At 62.8% G+C, this 19,720-nt stretch carries 16 protein-coding genes; 6 read left to right on the forward strand and 10 right to left on the reverse strand.

The features are described from left to right. Nucleotides 1-229: 229 nt before the first annotated feature. Both ACVJNE_RS02665 and ACVJNE_RS02670 read left to right on the forward strand, forming a co-directional pair. Nucleotides 230-1,033, forward strand: a complete 804-nt coding sequence (locus ACVJNE_RS02665) for an inositol monophosphatase family protein (protein ID WP_499562722.1) — start codon at nucleotides 230-232, stop codon at nucleotides 1,031-1,033. A 124-nt stretch (nucleotides 1,034-1,157) separates the two neighbouring features. Beyond that, nucleotides 1,158-3,161, forward strand: a complete 2,004-nt coding sequence (locus tag ACVJNE_RS02670; protein ID WP_499562724.1) for a diguanylate cyclase domain-containing protein — start codon at nucleotides 1,158-1,160, stop codon at nucleotides 3,159-3,161. Nucleotides 3,162-3,182: 21 nt separating this feature from the next. On the opposite strand, the gene ACVJNE_RS02675 is transcribed toward ACVJNE_RS02670, so the two are convergent. The 8 genes from ACVJNE_RS02675 to ACVJNE_RS02710 all read right to left on the reverse strand — a co-directional run bounded on the left by ACVJNE_RS02675 (nucleotide 3,183) and on the right by ACVJNE_RS02710 (nucleotide 12,409). Then, nucleotides 3,183-4,823: an MFS transporter gene (locus ACVJNE_RS02675; protein WP_499562726.1), complete on the reverse strand. Its 1,641-nt coding sequence runs from the start codon at nucleotides 4,821-4,823 to the stop codon at nucleotides 3,183-3,185. 112 nt (nucleotides 4,824-4,935) lie between these two features. Continuing rightward, nucleotides 4,936-6,747 (reverse strand): AMP-dependent synthetase/ligase, encoded by a 1,812-nt coding sequence (locus ACVJNE_RS02680; protein ID WP_499562728.1) that lies wholly within the window; start codon nucleotides 6,745-6,747, stop codon nucleotides 4,936-4,938. Between the two features lie 8 nt (nucleotides 6,748-6,755). Continuing rightward, complete coding sequence (locus ACVJNE_RS02685) at nucleotides 6,756-7,565, reverse strand: ABC transporter ATP-binding protein (RefSeq protein WP_368805221.1); 810 nt, start codon at nucleotides 7,563-7,565, stop codon at nucleotides 6,756-6,758. Between the two features lie 5 nt (nucleotides 7,566-7,570). Further along, a complete protein-coding gene (locus ACVJNE_RS02690) occupies nucleotides 7,571-8,746 on the reverse strand; it encodes an ABC transporter substrate-binding protein (protein WP_499562730.1) in 1,176 nt (391 codons plus the stop codon). 23 nt (nucleotides 8,747-8,769) lie between these two features. Then, complete coding sequence (locus tag ACVJNE_RS02695) at nucleotides 8,770-9,813, reverse strand: branched-chain amino acid ABC transporter permease (protein WP_499562732.1); 1,044 nt, start codon at nucleotides 9,811-9,813, stop codon at nucleotides 8,770-8,772. 1 nt (nucleotide 9,814) lies between these two features. Further along, nucleotides 9,815-10,696 (reverse strand): branched-chain amino acid ABC transporter permease, encoded by an 882-nt coding sequence (locus ACVJNE_RS02700; RefSeq protein WP_499562734.1) that lies wholly within the window; start codon nucleotides 10,694-10,696, stop codon nucleotides 9,815-9,817. Continuing rightward, nucleotides 10,696-11,520, reverse strand: coding sequence for an ABC transporter ATP-binding protein (locus ACVJNE_RS02705; protein ID WP_499562736.1), 825 nt, complete (start codon nucleotides 11,518-11,520; stop codon nucleotides 10,696-10,698). The genes ACVJNE_RS02700 and ACVJNE_RS02705 overlap by 1 nt, the downstream gene beginning before the upstream one ends. 112 nt (nucleotides 11,521-11,632) lie before the next feature. After that, nucleotides 11,633-12,409 (reverse strand): FadR/GntR family transcriptional regulator, encoded by a 777-nt coding sequence (locus ACVJNE_RS02710; RefSeq protein ID WP_499562738.1) that lies wholly within the window; start codon nucleotides 12,407-12,409, stop codon nucleotides 11,633-11,635. A 191-nt stretch (nucleotides 12,410-12,600) separates the two neighbouring features. On the opposite strand from ACVJNE_RS02710, the gene ACVJNE_RS02715 reads away from it, so the two are divergent. The 4 genes from ACVJNE_RS02715 (at nucleotide 12,601) to ACVJNE_RS02730 (ending at nucleotide 16,938) form a co-directional block, all read left to right on the forward strand. After that, nucleotides 12,601-13,680 carry an AI-2E family transporter gene (locus tag ACVJNE_RS02715; protein WP_499563200.1) on the forward strand — a complete coding sequence of 360 codons (1,080 nt, stop codon included), beginning with the start codon at nucleotides 12,601-12,603 and terminating at the stop codon, nucleotides 13,678-13,680. A 214-nt stretch (nucleotides 13,681-13,894) separates the two neighbouring features. Then, on the forward strand, nucleotides 13,895-14,875 hold the full coding sequence (locus tag ACVJNE_RS02720) for a tripartite tricarboxylate transporter substrate binding protein (RefSeq protein WP_499562740.1): 981 nt from the start codon (nucleotides 13,895-13,897) through the stop codon (nucleotides 14,873-14,875). 82 nt (nucleotides 14,876-14,957) lie between these two features. Continuing rightward, nucleotides 14,958-15,428: a tripartite tricarboxylate transporter TctB family protein gene (locus ACVJNE_RS02725; protein WP_499562742.1), complete on the forward strand. Its 471-nt coding sequence runs from the start codon at nucleotides 14,958-14,960 to the stop codon at nucleotides 15,426-15,428. Nucleotides 15,429-15,441: 13 nt separating this feature from the next. Continuing rightward, nucleotides 15,442-16,938 carry a tripartite tricarboxylate transporter permease gene (locus ACVJNE_RS02730; RefSeq protein ID WP_499562744.1) on the forward strand — a complete coding sequence of 499 codons (1,497 nt, stop codon included), beginning with the start codon at nucleotides 15,442-15,444 and terminating at the stop codon, nucleotides 16,936-16,938. Between the two features lie 5 nt (nucleotides 16,939-16,943). Here ACVJNE_RS02730 and ACVJNE_RS02735 read toward each other — a convergent pair whose 3' ends face one another. After that, nucleotides 16,944-17,744, reverse strand: a complete 801-nt coding sequence (locus tag ACVJNE_RS02735; RefSeq protein ID WP_499562746.1) for a CPBP family intramembrane glutamic endopeptidase — start codon at nucleotides 17,742-17,744, stop codon at nucleotides 16,944-16,946. A 110-nt stretch (nucleotides 17,745-17,854) separates the two neighbouring features. Further along, nucleotides 17,855-19,546, reverse strand: coding sequence for a GspE/PulE family protein (locus ACVJNE_RS02740; RefSeq protein ID WP_499562747.1), 1,692 nt, complete (start codon nucleotides 19,544-19,546; stop codon nucleotides 17,855-17,857). Between the last annotated feature and the right edge of the window lie 174 nt (nucleotides 19,547-19,720).

Below are 19,720 nucleotides of genomic sequence, written 5' to 3' on the forward strand. Positions count from 1 at the left end.
TCTTAAGAAATCAGTAATTTAGCAGTCAGTCGCTTTGCTGCGGCCGAGGTGCCAGACGCTTTGAATATGAAGCAACTGCCTAAAAATGTGCACGTGCACAATAATTATGCTCTTGGCCGGGATGGGTCTTATCCGGCTTCGTCATTGAGGCGTCATCTGCCATGGCTATCGCGTCGAAACCGCGCCGTGCGGCGATACGCCGGCAATCAGAAGCAATGAGAGCAGGCGCATGCAGGACAAAGAGATAGTTGCGCGTCTGGAACTGGCTCAAGCGGTCGCGCGCGAGGCAGGCGGCATGGCCATGTCCTATTTCGCCAGACGCGACGAGCTTGCCATCGAGACCAAGGCCAATCCCCAGGATGTCTTTTCGATAGCCGACCGCAATGTCGAGACCCGGATCAGCAAGATGGTCGCCAGCACCTTCCCCGCCGACGGGTTCCTGGGCGAAGAGTTCGGCGTGACCGAAGGCTCCAGCGGCTTCATCTGGGTTGTCGATCCGATCGACGGGACCAGCCCCTTCATCTTCGGCCTTCCCACCTGGTGCGTTTCGATCTCGCTTCTGCGCGAGGGCCGCACGGTGGCGGGCGTCATCTACGCACCGCCAACTGACGAGATGTTTGCCTGCATGAAGGGTGCGGGGGCGACCCTAAACGGCCGACCGATGAAGCTGGATGCCGAAACCACGCTGAGTACCGGGCTGACGGGGCTTGGCGCCAATTTCCGGGTCCCGCGCGAAACCATCTTGAATTTCGTCGATGGGCTGATGGCGATCGGCGGTGTCTTCATCCGCAACGGCTCCGGCGCGCTCATGCTGGCGCACGTAGCCGCCGGCAGGCTGGTCGCCTACTACGAACCGCACATGAATTCATGGGACTGTCTCGCAGGCATGCTCATGGTGCGGGAGGCAGGCGGCTGGGCTGGAGAATTTCCGGATGGCGACAGGCTGCTCAACGGCGGGCCAGTTCTCGTGGCCAGCCCCGGGGCGAAAGATCAGTTGCAGGAACTCGTGGCCGCCACGACGACCCCGGCCTAGCCGGCACCGGCCACAAACATCAACCATTCATGAAACGTTGACCATCCTCGCAAACCCTTGGTTTCTAGATCGCTGATAGAAGCGACGCAGGGACACGGACAGGAAACGTCTGGAGGGGTTGCATTTGCTGTCTAAATTTTCCAGCGGTCGCCAGAAGAAGCTCTACGTATTTCTTCTTGCCTTTGCTCTGGCCTGTTTGTTCCCGATTATCACCGTCACCGGCATAGGTGTCTGGAAAACCGGCGAGGCCTACAGGCAGACAGCGACCGCGCGGCTTGACGACACCTCGAAAACGCTTGCACGAGCGGTCGAGGCCGACCTGGATGGACGCTTTGCATTGCTTCGACTGCTTGCCTCCGTTGCAATGAAAGTCGACGGAGCCGAGACGTCCGGGCTTGTTTCCGGTTCCTTGATCGATGATGTCGTTGTCGAGGGCGACGTCCGGCTTTTCGGCCCGTCAGAGGACAAGGATATGGTGGGGGCTGCCGGATTGGCCAGCAGCCTGGCAAGGCAGGCGATAGCAAGCGGCTATCGTACCGTTTCCAACCTTGCAATGGAAGAAGGCCCCGCCGATGGACGCGTGTCGCTCGCCATGCCCTTCGACAGCGGGCCGAACGAGCGAAGCGCAATTGTTTTGAGCGTAAGGCCGCAGGACCTGGTAAAAGCGCTGCAACAGCGGGGGCACGCGCTCAACGGCATCCTCGTGGCCGTAACCGACGGCAATGGGCGCATCCTCGCCCGTTCGCGCGACCCTGAGCGTTTTATAGGGAGCCTGGCACCGGACTGGGACAAGCTCGTTGCCATCGGCGATGACGACGGTGCTTTCGAGGCCGTCACCAAGGAAGGCGGCACGGTCATGATGACCTTTCAAAGGCTGGACGGGACACCGGGGTGGGTTGTCGTCGTCGCCGAACCGCTGGCCGTGTTCAACGCGCGATGGCGCAATCCGCTAGTCGGCCTGCTGATCGGTGGCTTGATCGCCATAGCTGCCACGGTTGCTGCTGCAGTCTGGATCGGCCGCCTTATCCTCGATCCCGTCAACGCGCTTGCCAGAAACAGCGCGGCAATTGCGGCGGGCGCCGCTCCTGACAATTTGCCTTCGATACCCCGGTCGTCGATCCGCGAATTCGAGACGTTGCGCCGCAGCGTCGAGGCCGCGGAAAAAACCCGGCGCGAAAGCGACCGCCGCTACCGAACGATGAGCCGCGCCGGCGCCTTGGTGATGTGGCGCTGGCAGGATGGCGCACTCGTGTGGATTGCCGGCTGGGAGGAACTGACCGGTCAGCCCCAGAAACACGCGCTGGGGACAAACTGGCTTGAAAGCATACACCCCGAAGACCGGCAAAGCCTGCTCGTTGCAACCTCCACAAGCGAGGCGCAGACCCGGCAATATCTCGACCTCGAGTTCCGCGTTCGCGACGCCGATGGGCAATGGCGATGGGTTCGCGACAGGGGCGGTGCGGTGCTCGACGAGAACGGTGCCGTGCTCGAGTGGGTCGGCGTGCTTGAGGATATCGACCTGCGCAAGCAGTCAGAAGCGCGCATCGCCCACATGGCGCGTCACGATTCGCTGACAGGCCTCGGCAACCGCGTCATGCTGCGCGAGCGGCTGAAGCCGGCAATCCGGCGGGCGCAGCGCGGTGTATCCGGCGCTCTTCTGGGCCTCGACCTTGACCTCTTCAAGCAGGTCAACGACACGCATGGCCACGCAGCGGGCGACGAGCTGCTCTGCGAAGTTGCCAACAGGTTGCGCGCGTGTGCAGGCATGGACGATCTTGTTGCACGGGTCGGCGGCGACGAGTTTGCCATCGTCCAGCAGGAAGGCGAGCAGCCCGACGTCGCCGCCGAGCTGGCTTACAACATCGTCGAAGCGGTGAGCGCACCCTATTATGTGGACGGTCGGGAAGTCGTGATCGGTGTCAGCGTCGGCATCACTTTGATCGCTGATCCCGAGACGAGCCTGGATGACCTTCTCCGAAGGGCCGACAAGGCGCTCTACCGCGCGAAGCAGAACGGTCGCGGCCAGGTCTGCATTTATGAGCATGACTTGTTGCTCGGGGAGATCGCTGCTCGGATCGATGAAAGCAAAGGCAAGGGCGCAGGGCCGGCCCAACAGAAGGCCGGTTGATCGACCTGTGACGCGTCGTCTTCAGCCGCGCTGGTGCAGGTCCGTCATGCCCTTGGGTTGACCGTCGCGCGCATGCCGTCCCGTCGGCCGCTCGATCATGCGCCAGACCCGCGGCGGCTTTTCGCCGGCATGCAGACGCCTGATCTGGTCGCCCACGATGGCGTCGGCGTGGGTAAGCCGCTGGTTGTAGCGTACATATTCTAGCCAAGTCGGCAGGTGATAGGCCTCGATCCAGTGTCTTGGATGCTCAAGGTCGCGCGTCAGGCTCCAGCGCCGCGCGCCGTCCCGTTTACGGATGCGCCGGCGCTCGGCCATCATTTCCAGAAACTCGCGCGTGTCCTTTTCGTCGATCTCGTATTCGATCATGATCTTGACCGGCCCGCTTCGCGGGGTCAGGTCGAGTTCCAGATGAGGCTGCTTCCAGCGGTTGAGCGGGTCGAGATTAAGCGAGGCCAGCGCCGGCAGCGCCAGCCGCCCGACACCCATGGCCGCACCGAAAAACATGACGCCTGCAGCGAACCAGAGCGCAACATCGGTGCCGTAATCTTCGGCCGCATGCCCCCATACCCAGCTTCCGAGCGCCATGCCGCCGAAGGTCGCCATCTGGTAGAGTGAAAGCGCGCGGCCCACGACCCAGCGCGGCGTCGAAAGCTGCACGGTGATGTTGAACATCGAAAGCGCGATGACCCAGCAAGCGCCGGCGATCATCAGGGCAATGCAGGTTAGCCATCCGAACGGGCTTTCTGCAATGATCACGGCACACGATGCGAAGCTTGCAAAGGCGAGCCGCGCGATCCACTCGGTCGACAACCGTTGCCGCAACAATCCGCTGATGAATGCGCCGCCCACGGCGCCGACGCCAAACGCCCCGAACAGAACGCCATAAAGCAACGCGTCGCCTTCCAGCAGATCGCGGGTAACGAGCGGCAGCAATGCGACGACCGAGATGACGGCGAAGCCGAACACGAAACCGCGTAGCAGTACCTTTTCGATATTGGGCGACATCGCCATGTAGCGAAGGCCGGAACTAATCGCCAGGCCAAGAGGCTCGGGCGGCAGGCTGTTGTTGCCGACGGGCGGTTTCCAGCGCAGCAGCACGACGATCAGGGCGAGGTAGCTGACCGCATTGATGGTGAAGGCGGCCACCGCTCCGAAGGCGGCCACGATGACGCCGCCGAGCGCCGGACCGACGCTGCGGGTCAGGTTGAACCCCATGCTGTTGAGCGCGACGGCGGCCGGCAGGTCTGTCCTCGGCACCATATCGCCGACGGAAGCCTGCCACGACGGGTTGTTGAGCGCAGCGCCACAGCCGATGAGAAAAGTGAAGGTCAGAAGCAGCCAGGGCGTCATCAGCCCGCCATAGGCCGTCAGCGCAAGCACTACCGATACGACCAGCATGAAGGTCTGCGCGACCAGCATGACCTTGCGCCGGTTGAAATTGTCGGCGATCGCGCCGGACACGAGCGCGAACAGCATAATCGGCAGCGCCGTCGACGCCTGCACCAGCGCCACCATGTCGGCGGATGACGAGATGATGGTCATCATCCAGGCCGCGCCAACGGTCTGGATCAGCGAGCCGAGATTGGTCGCTAGGCTTGCAAGCCAGATCGACCGGAATATCCGATGCTGGAATGGTGCGAGAGTGGGAAGGCGTTCGATCACGGCAGGTCTGGCGGCTTGGCTGGACGGCGCGCCCGCGAGGACTCGCCGAAGCACAGCCTAGCCGGGAATGCCAGCAAAGCACAGAGCGATCGACTGGGCCACGCCTTGCCGATCAGGCTGCCGTGTAAAGACCTTCGATCTCGCTGGCGTATTTCTTCTGGATGTTGGAGCGGCGCACCTTCATCGTCGCGGTCACCTCGTCATCATCGTGGTCCAGCTCCTTGGCCAGCAGATGGAAGCGGCGGATATGGGACACCTGCGCAAGCTGCGCGTTGGCCTCAGCGATCTCGCGCTCGATGAGGTCTCGGACGGCGGCGTTCTCGGCGAGATTTCTGAAGTTGGTGTAGGCGATCTTTTCTTCCTCGGCCCATTTGCCGACCGTCTCGTAGTCGATCTGGATCAGGGCGGAGACGTATTTGCGCGCTTCGCCGATGACGATGCATTCCTTGATATAAGGGCTGCCCTTGACCGTGTTCTCGATCTCGGACGGGCTCAGATTCTTGCCGCCCGCGGTAATCATGATGTCCTTGAGCCGGTCGACGATCTTGAACTGTCCGCCTTCCTCCGCAACCACGTCGCCCGTATGCAGCCAGCCATCGCGCAAGGCCGCCGCGGTCGCCTCCTCATTCTTGTAGTAGCCGAGGAAGACAGTCGGGCCGCGCACCAGCAGCTCGCCATGATCGCCCATCCGCGCTTCGACGCCAGCCGCTGCCGTACCGACGCAGCCCGGCACCAGATGTTCCGTCTTCTGGCCAAGCGCCACCCCGCTCGTTTCCGTCGCGCCGTAGACCTCGACCAGCGGCACGCCGATTGTGCGAAAGAAGCGGACGATCTTGGGCGAGATCGGCGCGGCGCCCGTCATTGCGACCCGGGCGCGGCGCAGGCCGATATAGTTTTGCAGCGCGCGGAAGACGAGAAGATAGGCGACCCCGTAACGCAGCTTCTCGCCCATGGAACGCTTGCTCCGCGGTTTTTCGGCCAGCGGCTCGCAGGCTCGATAGGCCCATTCGAAAAGGCGCCGCCTGAACCCGCCCGTCTCCAGCATGCGGATGTGGATCGACGAATGCAGCTTCTCCCATATGCGCGGCACGCCGAGGAACATATTCGGCGCCACCTCGCGCAGGTCTTCCTGCACCGTACGGATGGATTCGCCGAAATTGATCTGCGAGCCCAGATAGACGGGCGCCATCAGCGTCGTCATCTGTTCGGCCACATGGCACAGCGGCAGGTAGGAAAGGTGCGTCGTGCCGGCGTCGAGCGCCAGCCGTTCGGTGATGGCGATCGCCTGCGAGCGTATGTTGCCATAGGACAGCATCGCGCCCTTCGGCTTGCCGGTAGAGCCGGAGGTGTAGATCATCAGTGCGATGTCGGAGAGGCCCTGCCTCGCCAGCGCATTGTCGACGAGTTCGGGGTTGGCTTTCCGATGCGCGGCACCGCTCTCTTCCAGCTCGGCGAACGAAACCACAAGGTCGACCGGGTAGTTGCGCATGCCCTTGGTCTCGACCACGACGATGCGCTTCAGGAGAGGAAGCTGCGCGCGCACCTCGATGACCTTGTCGACCTGCTCCTGGTCCTCGCAGACGATGATCTCCGCGTCGGAGTGTTCCAGCACATAGGCGACCTCGTTCGCCGGGCTGGTCGGATAGACGCCAATGGTCACCGCCCCGACGAGGCCCGCGCCGAGCTGCGCCAGGACCCACTCGACCCGATTTTCCGAAAGCACGGCTACGTGGCCGCCATCTCCAAGCCCCAGCGCGCGAAAGCCGTGTCCTGCATCCGCCGCGCGGTCGAAATAGGCTTTCCACGACACCGGATTCCAGATGCCGAAATCCTTCTGGCGCACGGCGACGCGGGCAGGCGAACGCACGGCATGCTCGCGCAGCATCTGCGGCAGGGTCAGTTCGGGAAAGCTTGGCACGGTCATCGGCACCCTCAGGAAAGCCAGCGCTTGCGGCGCTTGTAGTGTTTGACGTCGCGATAGCTCCTGGCGCCCTCGCCTCCGCTCATGCCGAGGTAGAACTCGCGCACGTCCTGATCGCTGACCAGTCTTTCCGTCGGCCCGTCGAGCACGATCTTGCCGGTCTCCATGATGTAGCCGTAGTGGGCCACCGCGAACGCAACCGCCGCGTTCTGCTCGACCAGCAGCATCGACACGCCGGTCTCGCGGTTGATGCGCGCGATGATGCCGAAGATTTCCTCGACGAGGATGGGCGACAGGCCGAGCGACGGCTCGTCGAGCAGGATGAGCTTTGGCTGGGCGATCAGCGCCCTGCCAATCGCGAGCATCTGCTGCTCGCCGCCGGACAGGTAGCCAGCGCGACCATGTCGGCGTTCGTAAAGCCGCGGGAAGTAGCCATAGACGACGTCGAAGGAAGTGGGTTTCACGCCACGACCGGACAGCGCAAAGGTCGCAGCGGTGAGGTTTTCCTCCACCGTCAGATCTTCGAAGATCCGCCGTCCTTCCATGACATGGAAAAGCCCGCGCCGAACCAGGCCATGCGGCGTGTCGTCGGCGATCGCCTTGCCGTCGAAGGTAATCGAGCCGGCGGTCACCGCCCCGTCTTCCAGCGACAGAAGGCTCGAGATCGCCTTGAGCGTGGTCGACTTGCCGGCGCCATTGGAGCCGAGGAGCGTGACGACCTTGCCACGCTCCACGGTCAGCGAAAGGCCGCGGAGCACCTGGATCGTCTTGTTGTAGACGACCTCGATGTTCTCGACCGAGAGGATGGTATCCGCGGCCACGATGCCTACTCCTGCAGGCTGATCCAGTCGGAGACTGGCTCCATCCGCTTGTCGGCGGCGTCATACTGGTAGATGCGGCCGACCGGCACCGTGTTGCCGGGAACGGAGATCGGCACGCCGACGATGCCGCCAGTATCGAAATCCTCGATCGTGTTCAGTGACGCCTTCAGGTTTTCTGCCGTCAGCTCGTTGCCGCCCTCCAGCGTGCGTTTGGCCGCCTCGGTCATCAGCATCGCCGTGAGGAAGCCCTGCATGTAGCCGGTTGCCTGATATTCGGGACGCATCTCGCGGATGCGGTCGAGCATCGGCGCGTCTTCCTCGTCGTAGTAGTAACGATAGGGCATCACGCCCATGAAGCCGTCGGCGACCTCGCCAACATCCGCCCAGATGCTGGAATCCATCGACCAGAACGTGCCCATGAACTTGGTCTCGAGGCCGAGCTGCTTGGCCTGCGTCATGAACTCCGGCAGCGGCGCGAGGATGTAGCCATGGAAGAGCGTGTAGTCCGGCCGCGCGCGCCGCAGCTTCAGCACTTCGGTCGAAACATCGACCGCACCGGGCGGCGTGATGATCTCCTCGACGATCTCAAGGCCAAGCTCGGCTGCACGGGCGCGCGTCGACTCGATCGGGTCGCGGCCGAACTCGCTGTCGGAATTCACCGTGACGATCCGGGCGCCCGGCTTCTCTTTGGCGATGTATTCCAGTAGGATCGAGAACATCTCGCTGTAGTCCGGCCCCGCGATGAACTGATACGGGAAATTCTCAGGATCGTTGATCTCGCTGGCGAAGGACGCACCGGCCATGATCATCGCGTTGCGGCGTATGAGCTCCGGGTTGATCGTGCGCGAAAAGGCGGTCGAGTCGCCGTAGTAGAGATGCATGTTCTCGTTCTGACTCGTCAGCTTGTTGAAGACCGCCACGGACTGGTCGACCTGATAGCCGGTATCCTCATAGGCCAGCCGCACCTGACGGCCGTCGATGCCGCCCTGCTCGTTCAGGATCTTCAGATAGTCCTGGATGCCGGCTTCGATGGCGACGCCGGCGAAGGCGAAGACGCCGGTGAGCGGTATCGAGCCGCCGATAACGATCTCCTCCTTGTCCTGCGCAAAGGCAGGTGCGCTAAAGGCCAGCGCCGACGATGCAGCGAGCGCAAGCAATGTTCTCTTGGTGATTCCGGACATTTCAAACTCCTCCACGGTTTTGGTTATTTCTTGAACGGCCAGAGATGGAAGAACCTCCGTATCCTCTGGACAATCTCCGCCAGACCCTGCGGCTCCAGCACGAGAAAGGCGATGATCAACCCGCCGAACGCGACCGTGCGGATCGGCGAGAGAAGCGTTGCAGCGTTGCTGACATAGGGAGAGGCGATCTCCACGCCGAAGCGCAGTATCTCCGGCACCAGCGTCATGAACGCCGCGCCGATGACACCGCCGAGGATCGAGCCCATGCCGCCGACGATGACGGCGGCGAGATAGAAGATCGACTCCACTATGGTGAAGCTTTCCGGGCTCACCGAGCGGAAGAAATAGGCCCACATGCCGCCCGCGACACCGGCATAGAAGGACGAGATCGCAAAGCTCAGGAGCTTGTAGCGCAGAAGCGGGATGCCAAGCACCTCAGCCGAGATGTCGCGGTCGCGGATCGCGATGAAGGCACGCCCGACGCGCGTGCGGAACAGGTTCGCCGCGCCGAGCACCATCAGCGCCGCGATCGGCACGAACAGCCAGTAGAGCTGGAAGTAGGTGGTGAGCTGCGTGCCGAAGAAGGTCGCGGGAGCGACGTTGATGCCGCGCGAGCCGCCTGTGACCGAACTCCAGTTGACGAAGAAGAACTGGAGTATGATCGACGCGCCGATGGTCGCAATCGCCAGATAGAGACCCTTGACCCGCAGGCTGGGGATGCCGACGAATACACCGACAAGCGCGGCGAGCGCGCCGCCGGCGACGAGGTTGACGACGAAGGGCGTGCCTACATTCGCCTCCAGCCAGGCGACAGTATAAGCGCCAACCGCCATGAACGCGCCCTGCCCCAGGCTGACGAGGCCGGTATAGCCGGTGAGGATATTGAGGCCCGTCGCGCTGGCGACGTTGATGGCGACGAGGCAGGCAAGATAGAGCCAGTAATTGTTGAGCACGAACGGTGCTGCAATCAGAACCAGCGCGAGGATGCCCATCCACGCCCACTGGGTCCGCGTCGAAAGCAGTGCCTCGTCGGCCAGATAGGTCTCGTTGGCTGTCGCTATGCGCATGTCAGAGCCGCTCGATTTCGGTGGTGCCGAAGAGGCCGTAAGGGCGGATCATCAGCATCAGTATGAGGATGCCGAAGGTGAAGACGAGCTTGTACTCGCCGCCGAGATAGGTTCCGGTCCAGGCCTCGACGAGGCCGATGAACAGTCCTGCGATCAACGCGCCGGCCACGGAATCCAGCCCGCCGACAATGACCACAACCAGCGCCGAGAGGCCGAACGCGCCCATGGTGGGCGCAATGCCGCCGATCTGCCCGAGCAGCATTCCCGCGCCCGCCGCAGTGCCGCAGCCGATGATCCATGCGAGCGAGAAGACACCGGGCACATTGATGCCGCAGGAATAGGCGGCCGCCTGATCGGTTGCCGTGGCGCGAAGCGCGACACCGCCACGCCAGTAGCGGAACAGAACGAGGAAGATGGCGATCACCACCGCGGCGACCACGAAGCTGATCGCGATCTTGCGCGAGACGTACACCTCGCCGAGAAAGATCGGCGCCGATCCCATGAAGTCCGGCAGCGAGCGTGGGTCCGTGCCCCAGATAAACTCGACCAGCCCGACCAGGACCGAGCCGAGCCCGACCGTGACCATGAACACCGAGATCGGGCTTTCGCCGAGCATGCGACGGATGATGCCGCGCTCCACGATGGCGCCGATCAGCCCGCCCCCGGCGATCGCCAGCGGAATGGCGATCCACACCGGCAAGCTCATGCCGGCTGCCAGCGCGAAGAAGAAGTAGCCGCCCATCATCAGGGTCTCGCCGACGGCGAGGTTGATGACGCGGGTTGCCTTGTAGATGAGCACGAATGCCAGCGCGGTCAGCGACAACAGCGCGCCGGAGCCTAGCCCCGCCAGCGACACTTCGATGAAGAACAGGAGATCGCTCATCAGGCCGCTTCCTCCGCAAGCCGCTTCATCAGCGCGGCCGGGTCGCCGCTGCCGAGATAGGCTTCCACCACCTGCGGGTTCTCCTGCACCTCGTGCGGCAGCCCGCTCGCGATCACCTGTCCGAAATTCAGCACAACCACATGGTCCGAGATGTCCATGACCATGCCCATGTCGTGTTCGACCATGAGGATCGTCGTGCCCCACTCCTCCTTCACGTCGAGGATGAAGCGCGCCATGTCCTCGGTCTCTTCGCGGTTCATGCCCGCCACCGGCTCGTCGAGCAGAAGGATGCGCGGACGCATCGCAAGCGCGCGTGCCAGCTCCACGCGCTTCTGCAGCCCGTAGGACAGGGAGGCGACAGGCATGTGCCTGATATGATTGATCTCGAGGAAATCGATGATGTCGCGCTCGACCTCGGCGCGAAGTTCCATCTCCTCCCGCGCCGCCGTGCCGAAATAGGCAAGCGCCTGGAAGATGTTGGTCTTCATGTGTGCGTGGCGGCCGAGCTTGATGTTGTCGAGCACCGTCATGCCGCGAAACAGCGCGATGTTCTGGAAGGTACGGGCGAAACCCATCCGGGCGCGCTCGGGCGGATGGGTGCGCGACACGTCCTCGCCGTCGAAACGGATGGCGCCCCGCTGCGGCTTGTAGAAACCCGAGATGCAGTTGAACATCGAGGTCTTGCCGGCGCCGTTCGGCCCGATCAACGCCGTGATCGAGCCCGGCTCGACGCTGAACGACACCTCGTTGATGGCCTTCAGGCCGCCGAAGGATAGCGACAGCCCGGCAACCTCGAGGCTCGCAGGTTTCATCGGCTCGCGCATGGATGCGTCCCGACGAAAACCTGATCGGCCACGGCCCGCGCCATAACGGCAAACCGGCTCATTTCTCCTCCCTTCCCCTTGCCCACGCAGCCTCCCCGCGCATGAAGGGCACCTACAAGAACGAAGCTCCCGGTGAGAGCTTCGGAAATATTCTTTCAACGGGCTCGTCGATGTCGCGACCGGCACGCTCGAAACCACGCTTCCAGTCGCGCACGTGCCGGAACATCCAGATGCGCGCGCGCTCGACGTCACGCGCCTTGATGGCATCGATGATCTCGCGATGCGCGGCAACCATGCGACTGCCGCCCTGGGGCACGCGGCGGCAGATCATTTCCGAGGTCGGAAAGAAAAGCAGTGCGGCCGGCTCGCGCGCCAGTTCGAGAACCCGGTTTCGGGTGCTGCGCGCCACAAGCGCGTGAAACTCTGTATCGACATCCGCCAGGCGAATGGGATCGTCCACGACGCTTTCCGCGCGAAGCTGGTTTTCCTCGAGCGCGGTAATGTCGTCTTCCGTGGCGCGCTCGACGGCGGCCTCCACGGCGCCACCCTCCAGGACCTGCGCTGTTTCGTAAAGCTCGCGGAACGTGACCTCGTTGATGATCATCGCCCGACTCATCCGGCTGGACAGGTTGCGGTAGCGCGGCACGCACACGAACAGCTTGCGCCCCGTCTCGCGCCGCACGAAGCCGCTTTGCTCAAGCACGCGGATGCCTTCGCGCACGGTCGAACGATTGACGCCGAACTGGCGCACAAGGTCGGCCTCGGTGCCGATTTGGTCTCCCGGCTTCAGCCGGCCGGAGGTGATTTCGCGCTCGATGGCGTCGGCCACCATCTCATAGGCCGAGGGAACCTTGATCCTGTCAAATCTGCCGAGTTCGGTTTCCGACATCGATCCATTCATGCGAAAATGCGCTTTGTCGGACAATTGGCACTTTTGCGAATTTCGAGTCAATAGCGACGCACCAAAACGGCCTCTAGGAACTCGATACCAGTTCGCGCATTGTTGATGCTTCCAGCCGGGGGATCGCCGTGAGCAAGACCGATAGCGACGAGCGTGAGCAGTCGACGACACCCGAGCCGATTCCTGGCCCGGATAGGACAGTGCGCCGCGATTTCGCACTCACGGGCATTTTCGTTATCCTGGTGATTTACGTGCTGTATTTCGGTCGCGAATTCTTCATGCCAGTCATCCTGGCGTTCCTCTTCGCACTTACGCTGACGCCAATCGTCCGCTTCGCCGGGAAGCGCGGCATCCCCGCACCTTTGTCTGCGACTTTGCTGGTAGCGGCATCAGCATTGGTTCTCACCATCGGGGGCTACCTGCTCAGCGGGCCGGTAATGCAGCTCGTTGATGATGCGCCGCAGATCGGACGCGAACTGACCGAGCGCATGCGGGAGCTGCGCACGCCGCTGGACAGGTTGCTTACGATATCGCGGCAGATCGACGAAGCAGCAGACACGACAAGCGACCAGGGCGTGCTGAAAGTAGCCGTGCAGCAGCCCGGCATCCTGTCGCAGGCCGCGGGCAATATGCTGAGCGCGGGCACCACCATCGCGATCGTGTTTGTCCTGTCCCTCTTTCTGCTGGCTTCCGGCACGCTCTTTTACGAGAAAATCGTCCAGTCCTTCACCACGATGACCGAGAAGAAGCGGGCGCTGCGTGTCGTCTACGACGTCGAGCGCGAGGTTTCGCGCTATCTGCTTACGGTCGCAATCATCAATGGCGGACTCGGCGTTGTCGTCTGTGTGGGCCTATGGGCCCTTGGCATGCCGACCCCCCTGCTGTGGGGCGCGATGGCGGCATTGCTCAACTTCCTGCCCTATGTCGGCGCATTGATCACGATACTTGTCGTCGCCGTCATCTCGATCGTCACTTTCGATAGCTTGAGCTATGCGTTGATGGCGCCGGCCTTCGTCATTCTGTGCAATATCATCGAAAGTCAGATCGTCACCCCGCTGGTTGTCGGGCGGCGTCTTGAGCTCAACGCTGTCGCCATTCTCATCGCGGTTGCCTTCTGGTCATGGCTGTGGGGATTTGTCGGCGCGTTGATTGCAGTTCCCCTGCTGGTCGTCATCAAGGTGTTCTGCGATCATTTCGAAGGCCTGCAGCAAATCGGCAACTTCCTGTCTGCACAACAGGTGCTCAACCAGGACGACTGAGCGAACCGCAAACCAGCTCGATGCCGGGCATCTGCGCGCATGTCTCGGCTCCGACACACAGAGCAGTTCGCAGACGCGCACCGGCCGAGGCTGCAGTGCTGCGCACTTCTGGCCCATACCCTCCCGTCTGTCTGTTTCAACCCGGCGGTTGCGCACACGTTCCGTATCGTCAATTCTGGACGGCGCTATCGAGGAGAATTTCGGGAGGAATGAAATGCTCAGAAGATCGGTTCTTGGATTAGCGGCAGCCGGCGCGATCGCCACCCTGCTGCCGTTTGCGACACCTGCCATGGCAGAATACCCCGAGCGTCCGCTGACGATCATCGTGCCCTGGGGCGCGGGCGGCGGCACCGATGCTACGGCCCGTATCATCGGTTCCGTGCTGGAGAAAGAACTGGGCCAGCCGGTGAACGTCGTCAACCGGACCGGGGGCTCTGGTGTCGTCGGCCATTCGGCAATCGCCGAGGCCGATCCGGACGGTTACACGCTGGGCATTGCAACCGTCGAGATCGGCATGATGCACTGGCAGGGTCTCACCGAACTGACCTGGGAAGACTACACCCCGCTTGCGTTGATGAACGAGGACGCCGCGGGCGTGCAGGTCGCCGCGGATGCCGAATATGACACGCTGGAAGCGCTTCTTGCAGCTATCGAAGCTGGCGAGCCCGCGACGTTCCGGGCCTCCGGAACAGGTCAGGGCGGCATCTGGCACCTGGCAATCGCCGGCATGTTGAACGATCGCGGCATCGACCCCGCCAAGGTTCCGTGGGTGCCGAGCGAAGGTGCAGCTCCAGGCCTACAGGAACTTGTCGCCGGCGGCGTCAACATCGTACCGTGTTCGCTGGTGGAAGCCCGCGCGCTGATCGACGCGGGGCGCGTCAAGTCGCTCGCAATTATGTCCGCCAACCGGGCGGAACTCTTCCCCGACGTGCCCACGCTCAAGGAAGCGGTAGGCTCGGACTGGCAGATCGGCGCCTGGCGCGGCATCGTCGGACCGGCCGGACTGCCGGAGGACGTCGCCACGAAGCTGACCGCCGCTCTCGAGACCGTCTACAACAGCGACGACTACAGCAACTTCATGAAGGCACAGGGATACGGCGTGCGCTGGGCGCCGGGTCAGGAATTCGCCGATTTCATGAGCCAGAGCAACCAGGCGCTCGGTGACACGATGAAGGCCGTCGGCCTCGTCCAGTAGCAACCGGACGGCATGGGTGAGATGAAGGGCGCAGCAGCGCCTTTCATCCATCCTGCTGCACTGTCTGCCGCGGGAGGTTTCGATGCGCTTCAGCGACACCATGTTGGGTGCGATGCTACTGGTCTTCGGGTTGGCGGTCGGCATCTATTCGCAGACCTTTCCGGCAATACCCGGCCAGCGCTACGGGGCAGCCGCATTCCCGACAGCCATCGCCATCGGCCTCGTCGGCTGCGGGCTGGTGATGCTTGTGCGTGGGTTTCGCGCCGCGCCGTTTCCGCTGATAACGCGCACCGAGTGGACCCGGAAGCCGGGCGCGATGCCGGCGATCCTGGTCACGATACTCTGCGTCGTCGCCTACATTTTCTTCGCGCGCCATCTCGGCTTCATCCCGATCTCGATACTGATCCTGGTCGTCCTGTTCAGGATGCTGCGCGTCCCGTGGTGGCAGACGCTTATGTTCGCGTTCGCCGCCGCTTTCGTCTGCGATTTCGTTTTCAGATCGATCCTTCTCGTGCCGTTGCCGCAGGGGTTCATGCCCCGCCTGCCCTGGTAGGACGGAGCCCCGTATGAACGCGATCCTTGCCGCATTCGAACTGGTCTTCACAGTCGATGTGCTTCTCACGCTGATTTCGGCGGCACTTTTCGGTCTGCTTGTGGGCGCGGTTCCCGGATTGACCGCCACCATGGCCACAGCGCTTCTGGTGCCGCTCACCTTCTTCATGGACCCCATCCCCGCCGTAGGCGCGATGGTCACCTGCGCGGCGATGGCGATCTTCGCCGGCGATATTCCAGGTGCCTTGCTGCGCATACCCGGCACACCGGCCTCCGCGGCCTATGTGGACGAAGCCTACGCGATGACGCGCAAGGGAGAGGCGGAAAAGGTCCTGGGCGCCTGCGTCGTCTTCTCGGCCATCGGAGGGTTGTTCGGCACGGTCGTGCTGATCTTCGCCGCGCCGGCGCTTGCCGAGATCGCGCTGAAATTCTCCTCGCCGGAATATTTCTGGATGGCGCTGCTGGGACTGACCTGCGCCGCCTTCATCGGTGCTTCTTCACCGATCCGCGGCATGGTGAGCCTGCTGATAGGCCTCCTCATCTCGACCGTGGGACTGAACAATCCGGCCGGCGTGCCGCGCTTCACCTTCGGCTCGACCGACATGCTCGCCGGCATCGACTTCATTCCCGCGATGATCGGCCTCTTTGCGGTTTCGGAAGTGCTGCGCACTATCGCCGCCGGCGCCCCCCCCTGGGACTCGATGCAGACCAAGGTCGGCAACATTTTCCGCGACTGGGGCGCAATGATCAGGACGTACTGGCGCCAACAGGTGCGCGGCAACGTGCTCGGTACAGCGATCGGCGTGCTGCCCGGCGCAGGGGCGGACGTGGCGGCCTATGTCAGCTACGCCATCAGTCGCCGTCTGTCGCGCAATCCGGAGAAATTCGGCACCGGCCATGTCGAGGGCGTGATCGAAAGCACCTCGGCCAACAATTCGTCACTGGCCAGCGCCTGGATACCAGCGCTGGTCTTCGGCATCCCCGGTGACACCATCACCGCCATCGTCATCGGTGTGCTTTATGTGAAGGGCATCAATCCCGGACCTACGCTGTTCCTCTTCAACCCGCAGACGATCTACGCCGTCTTCCTGATCTTCATTCTGGCCAATCTGCTGATGGTCCCGCTCGGCTGGCTCGTCATCAAGCTCGCCAGACACCTGCTGCGCACGCCGAGACGCGTGTTGATGCCGATGATCCTGATCTTCTGTATCGTGGGCGCGTTCGCCTCCAACAACGCCGCCTACGGCATCGTGCTGATGCTGGGTTTCGGCGTACTCGGCTTCCTGATGGAAGAGAACGACATCCCCATCGCGCCATGCATACTGGGCATTGTCATCGGCCCGATCCTCGAACGCAATTTCATCACGACCATGATCAAGTCTGACGGAGCGGTTACCGCCTTCTTCGAACGGCCCATCGCTGCGGCGCTCGGCGCCGTCGTGGTGATTATCTGGCTGTCGCTGATCCTCGGGGCCTGGCGGCGCCGCAGCGCGAATGAGCAAACCTCCTGATCGGATCAGGCCGTACCGGCATCCGGACTGATCGCCAATGCGATGACAGTGAACATGACCCAGTCATTGATTATGTGCGCGCCGGTCGACACCCAGATGTTTTTGGTCACTATGTAGCCGGCCAGCAGCACGATGCGGGCCGTTCCTATGACAAGAAAACACTGGACGAAATTCCAGCCATAGGTCGGCAGATGCAGGGCGCCGAAGATCAGGGCCGCCCCCAGCCATGCAACCACGACGGCGCTCTTTCTAGTCATCGCAAGCTTTGAATGGCAGAACCATAGGATCGCCAGAAACGGCAGGACCGAAACGACCTCTTCGCCGAAGAGCTGGGGGATTGTCCTCGCATAGAACACGACAAGCCCGACGCCCGACGACTCACCGATAATGCCGCCGACGGGATTGGCATTCATCTCAAAAATCGAGCGAATGGCCAGCACGACGGCGACGGAAACGATGAGGTTGGCGACCGCGATACCGACCATCCACAAAAGGTCGGACATGACCGGCTTGCGAAAGAGTGACGTCCACGCAGAGCCAGCGACCATCGCCAGCGTCGCCAAAGGTATCCCGACGAAGAGCAGAACCGGGAGCACGCCGCCAGCCAGGGTTCTCAGAATTCCGATCGGTGCGATCAACACGGCGAAGCCGGCAGCCGTACCGATAAGCAGAACGAGCCATTGAACTCCGGACAGGGAAACGGGGCGTCCGTCGTAGAAGGGAAAGTCTCCGGCGAACTCGCGTTCGATCGCGAATAGATCCGGCGGCGCGGGCGCTGCGTTACCGGGCTGTTGATAATGCGCCATAATTCCGTCCTCCATGCCGGGACCAACGCCTCAAGAGCATCAGGTCGCCATTGACGCGAAAGTCCTGAGGCAAATGCGGCCGGCAGCACCTGCCCCCGTCATTAGCGGCATCAACGAAGCGCAGTCACGCGCACGACTTCGGATGGAGACGTCAGCCCATCGAGAGCCTTGCCCACCGCGTCATCGGCCATCGTCGTCATGCCACCTCGCAGCGCAGCTGCCTCGATCCTCGCATTGTCGCCGCCCTCGGACGTCAGATGCACGACCTCCTCGCCCAGCGTCAGGATTTCGAATACGGCGATACGGCCGCGATAGCCCGCATCGGCGCAACGGGCGCACCCGACGGCCTCGAACACCTGATCGCCAGCCCGGAAACCAACGGCCGAATAGCGCGGGTCGCCTGCAAGCAGATCGGGGGCGATGGTGGTCGGTCGCTTGCAATGTTCGCACAGCCTCCGAACCAGCCGCTGGGCGACCACGCCGCGAACCGCACCGACAAGCAAGTAGTTCTCGATGCCGAGATCGCGCAGACGCGTGAATGCCGCGGCAGCCGTATTGGCGTGGACCGTGGTCAACACGAGGTGGCCGGTGAGACCGGCCTGAACCGCCGCTCGCGCCGTTTCGGGGTCGCGTACTTCGCCGACGAGGATGATGTCAGGGTCCTGACGCACGAAAGCGCGGATCGCCGACGAGAATGTGAGGTCGATGGCCGGCTGCACCTGCGACTGGACGATGCCGGGTATCTGGTACTCGACCGGATCCTCGATGGTGACGATCTTGCGGCCCGGATCGTTCAGGCGAGACAGGGCGGCAGCCAGCGTCGTCGTCTTGCCGCTGCCGGTAGGACCGGCGACGACGATCATGCCATGCGTATGCTCCAGAAGCCTGTGCAGCGTTTCCATGTCACGACCGCGCAGGCCAATGCTGCCGAGATCGACCAGCGCACCGTCGCGCTGCAGGATACGCATTACCAGCGTCTCGCCGTGGATCGACGGCAGCGTAGCAACACGCATCTCGATATCGCGGTCGCGCACCTTGAGGCGCATGCCACCATCCTGCGGCCGGCGACGTTCTGCAATGTCGAGCCCCGCGAGCACTTTGACACGCGAGACGATCGGCTCACCCATATCGGCAGCCGGAGGCGTCATGACCCGCAACACGCCGTCGATGCGGAAACGCAGAACAAGCCGCCCGCGCATGGGCTCGAGATGAATGTCGGTCGCCCGCAGGTCGACCGCCCGCCGGAAAATGTCGTCGACGGCCATGACCACCGGCGCGCCGCTGGCCATGTCCCGCAGGTCGGCAATCGCCTCTTCCGACGATAGCGACGCTTCAGCGACTCCCTCGGGAGCCTGCGCGTCCGCGAGTCGCTCCAGACGCGCTTCCATGTCGGGCGCGGAGACAACGCAGAGCTCGGCATGCTCGTCAAGCACGGCGAAAAGAGCATCGAGCGGCTCATGATCGCCCGGATGAAGCGCACCCACGAGGCGCGTGCCGTCCGCACGGCGCAGCGGAAGAAGCCAGTTGTCGACTAGAAACCTTTGCGAAAGGTCCGACGCCGCAATCTCCATGTCTTCTAGAGCGGCCCCGTCCAGCAGCCGCACCCCATAGCGGCTGGCAAGGAAGGCCGCCAATGCGTCCGCATCGACAAGCTGAGCGTCAACCAGGCGGTGCAGATCGGAGGCGCGGGTTACACCGCCGGCACCGACCACACGCTCCATCGCGCCCAGCCCGGCGAGACCGGCATCCGCAATCGCCTCGAGCATTGCCCGACCCTGGAGCGCCGGATCGTGGATATTCATGCCTTTTCCTTGCTGGCTCGCCGTCACTGTCCGTCAGATGCTGTCTCATCTGCAACACGGTCACGCATTCCTGTTAAGGAGAAATGGGAAAACAGGTAGAACCGGTTGTCAAGCTGAACTGCGCTGCGATAGAAGTCTTTATAATAAGTAAATGTCGCGTACTTGTCGGGGTAT

Source organism: Mesorhizobium sp. DxT (assembly GCF_058448885.1).

Coding starts and splice junctions, on each gene's coding strand:
- ACVJNE_RS02665 (WP_499562722.1), top strand. CDS start 230: ATGCAGGACAAAGAGATAGTTGCGCGTCTGGAACTGGCTCAAGCGGTC.
- ACVJNE_RS02680 (WP_499562728.1), bottom strand. CDS start 6,747: ATGACCGTGCCAAGCTTTCCCGAACTGACCCTGCCGCAGATGCTGCGC.
- ACVJNE_RS02690 (WP_499562730.1), bottom strand. CDS start 8,746: ATGTCCGGAATCACCAAGAGAACATTGCTTGCGCTCGCTGCATCGTCG.
- ACVJNE_RS02695 (WP_499562732.1), bottom strand. CDS start 9,813: ATGCGCATAGCGACAGCCAACGAGACCTATCTGGCCGACGAGGCACTG.
- ACVJNE_RS02700 (WP_499562734.1), bottom strand. CDS start 10,696: ATGAGCGATCTCCTGTTCTTCATCGAAGTGTCGCTGGCGGGGCTAGGC.
- ACVJNE_RS02705 (WP_499562736.1), bottom strand. CDS start 11,520: ATGCGCGAGCCGATGAAACCTGCGAGCCTCGAGGTTGCCGGGCTGTCG.
- ACVJNE_RS02710 (WP_499562738.1), bottom strand. CDS start 12,409: ATGTCGGAAACCGAACTCGGCAGATTTGACAGGATCAAGGTTCCCTCG.
- ACVJNE_RS02720 (WP_499562740.1), top strand. CDS start 13,895: ATGCTCAGAAGATCGGTTCTTGGATTAGCGGCAGCCGGCGCGATCGCC.
- ACVJNE_RS02725 (WP_499562742.1), top strand. CDS start 14,958: ATGCGCTTCAGCGACACCATGTTGGGTGCGATGCTACTGGTCTTCGGG.
- ACVJNE_RS02730 (WP_499562744.1), top strand. CDS start 15,442: ATGAACGCGATCCTTGCCGCATTCGAACTGGTCTTCACAGTCGATGTG.
- ACVJNE_RS02735 (WP_499562746.1), bottom strand. CDS start 17,744: ATGGCGCATTATCAACAGCCCGGTAACGCAGCGCCCGCGCCGCCGGAT.
- ACVJNE_RS02740 (WP_499562747.1), bottom strand. CDS start 19,546: ATGAATATCCACGATCCGGCGCTCCAGGGTCGGGCAATGCTCGAGGCG.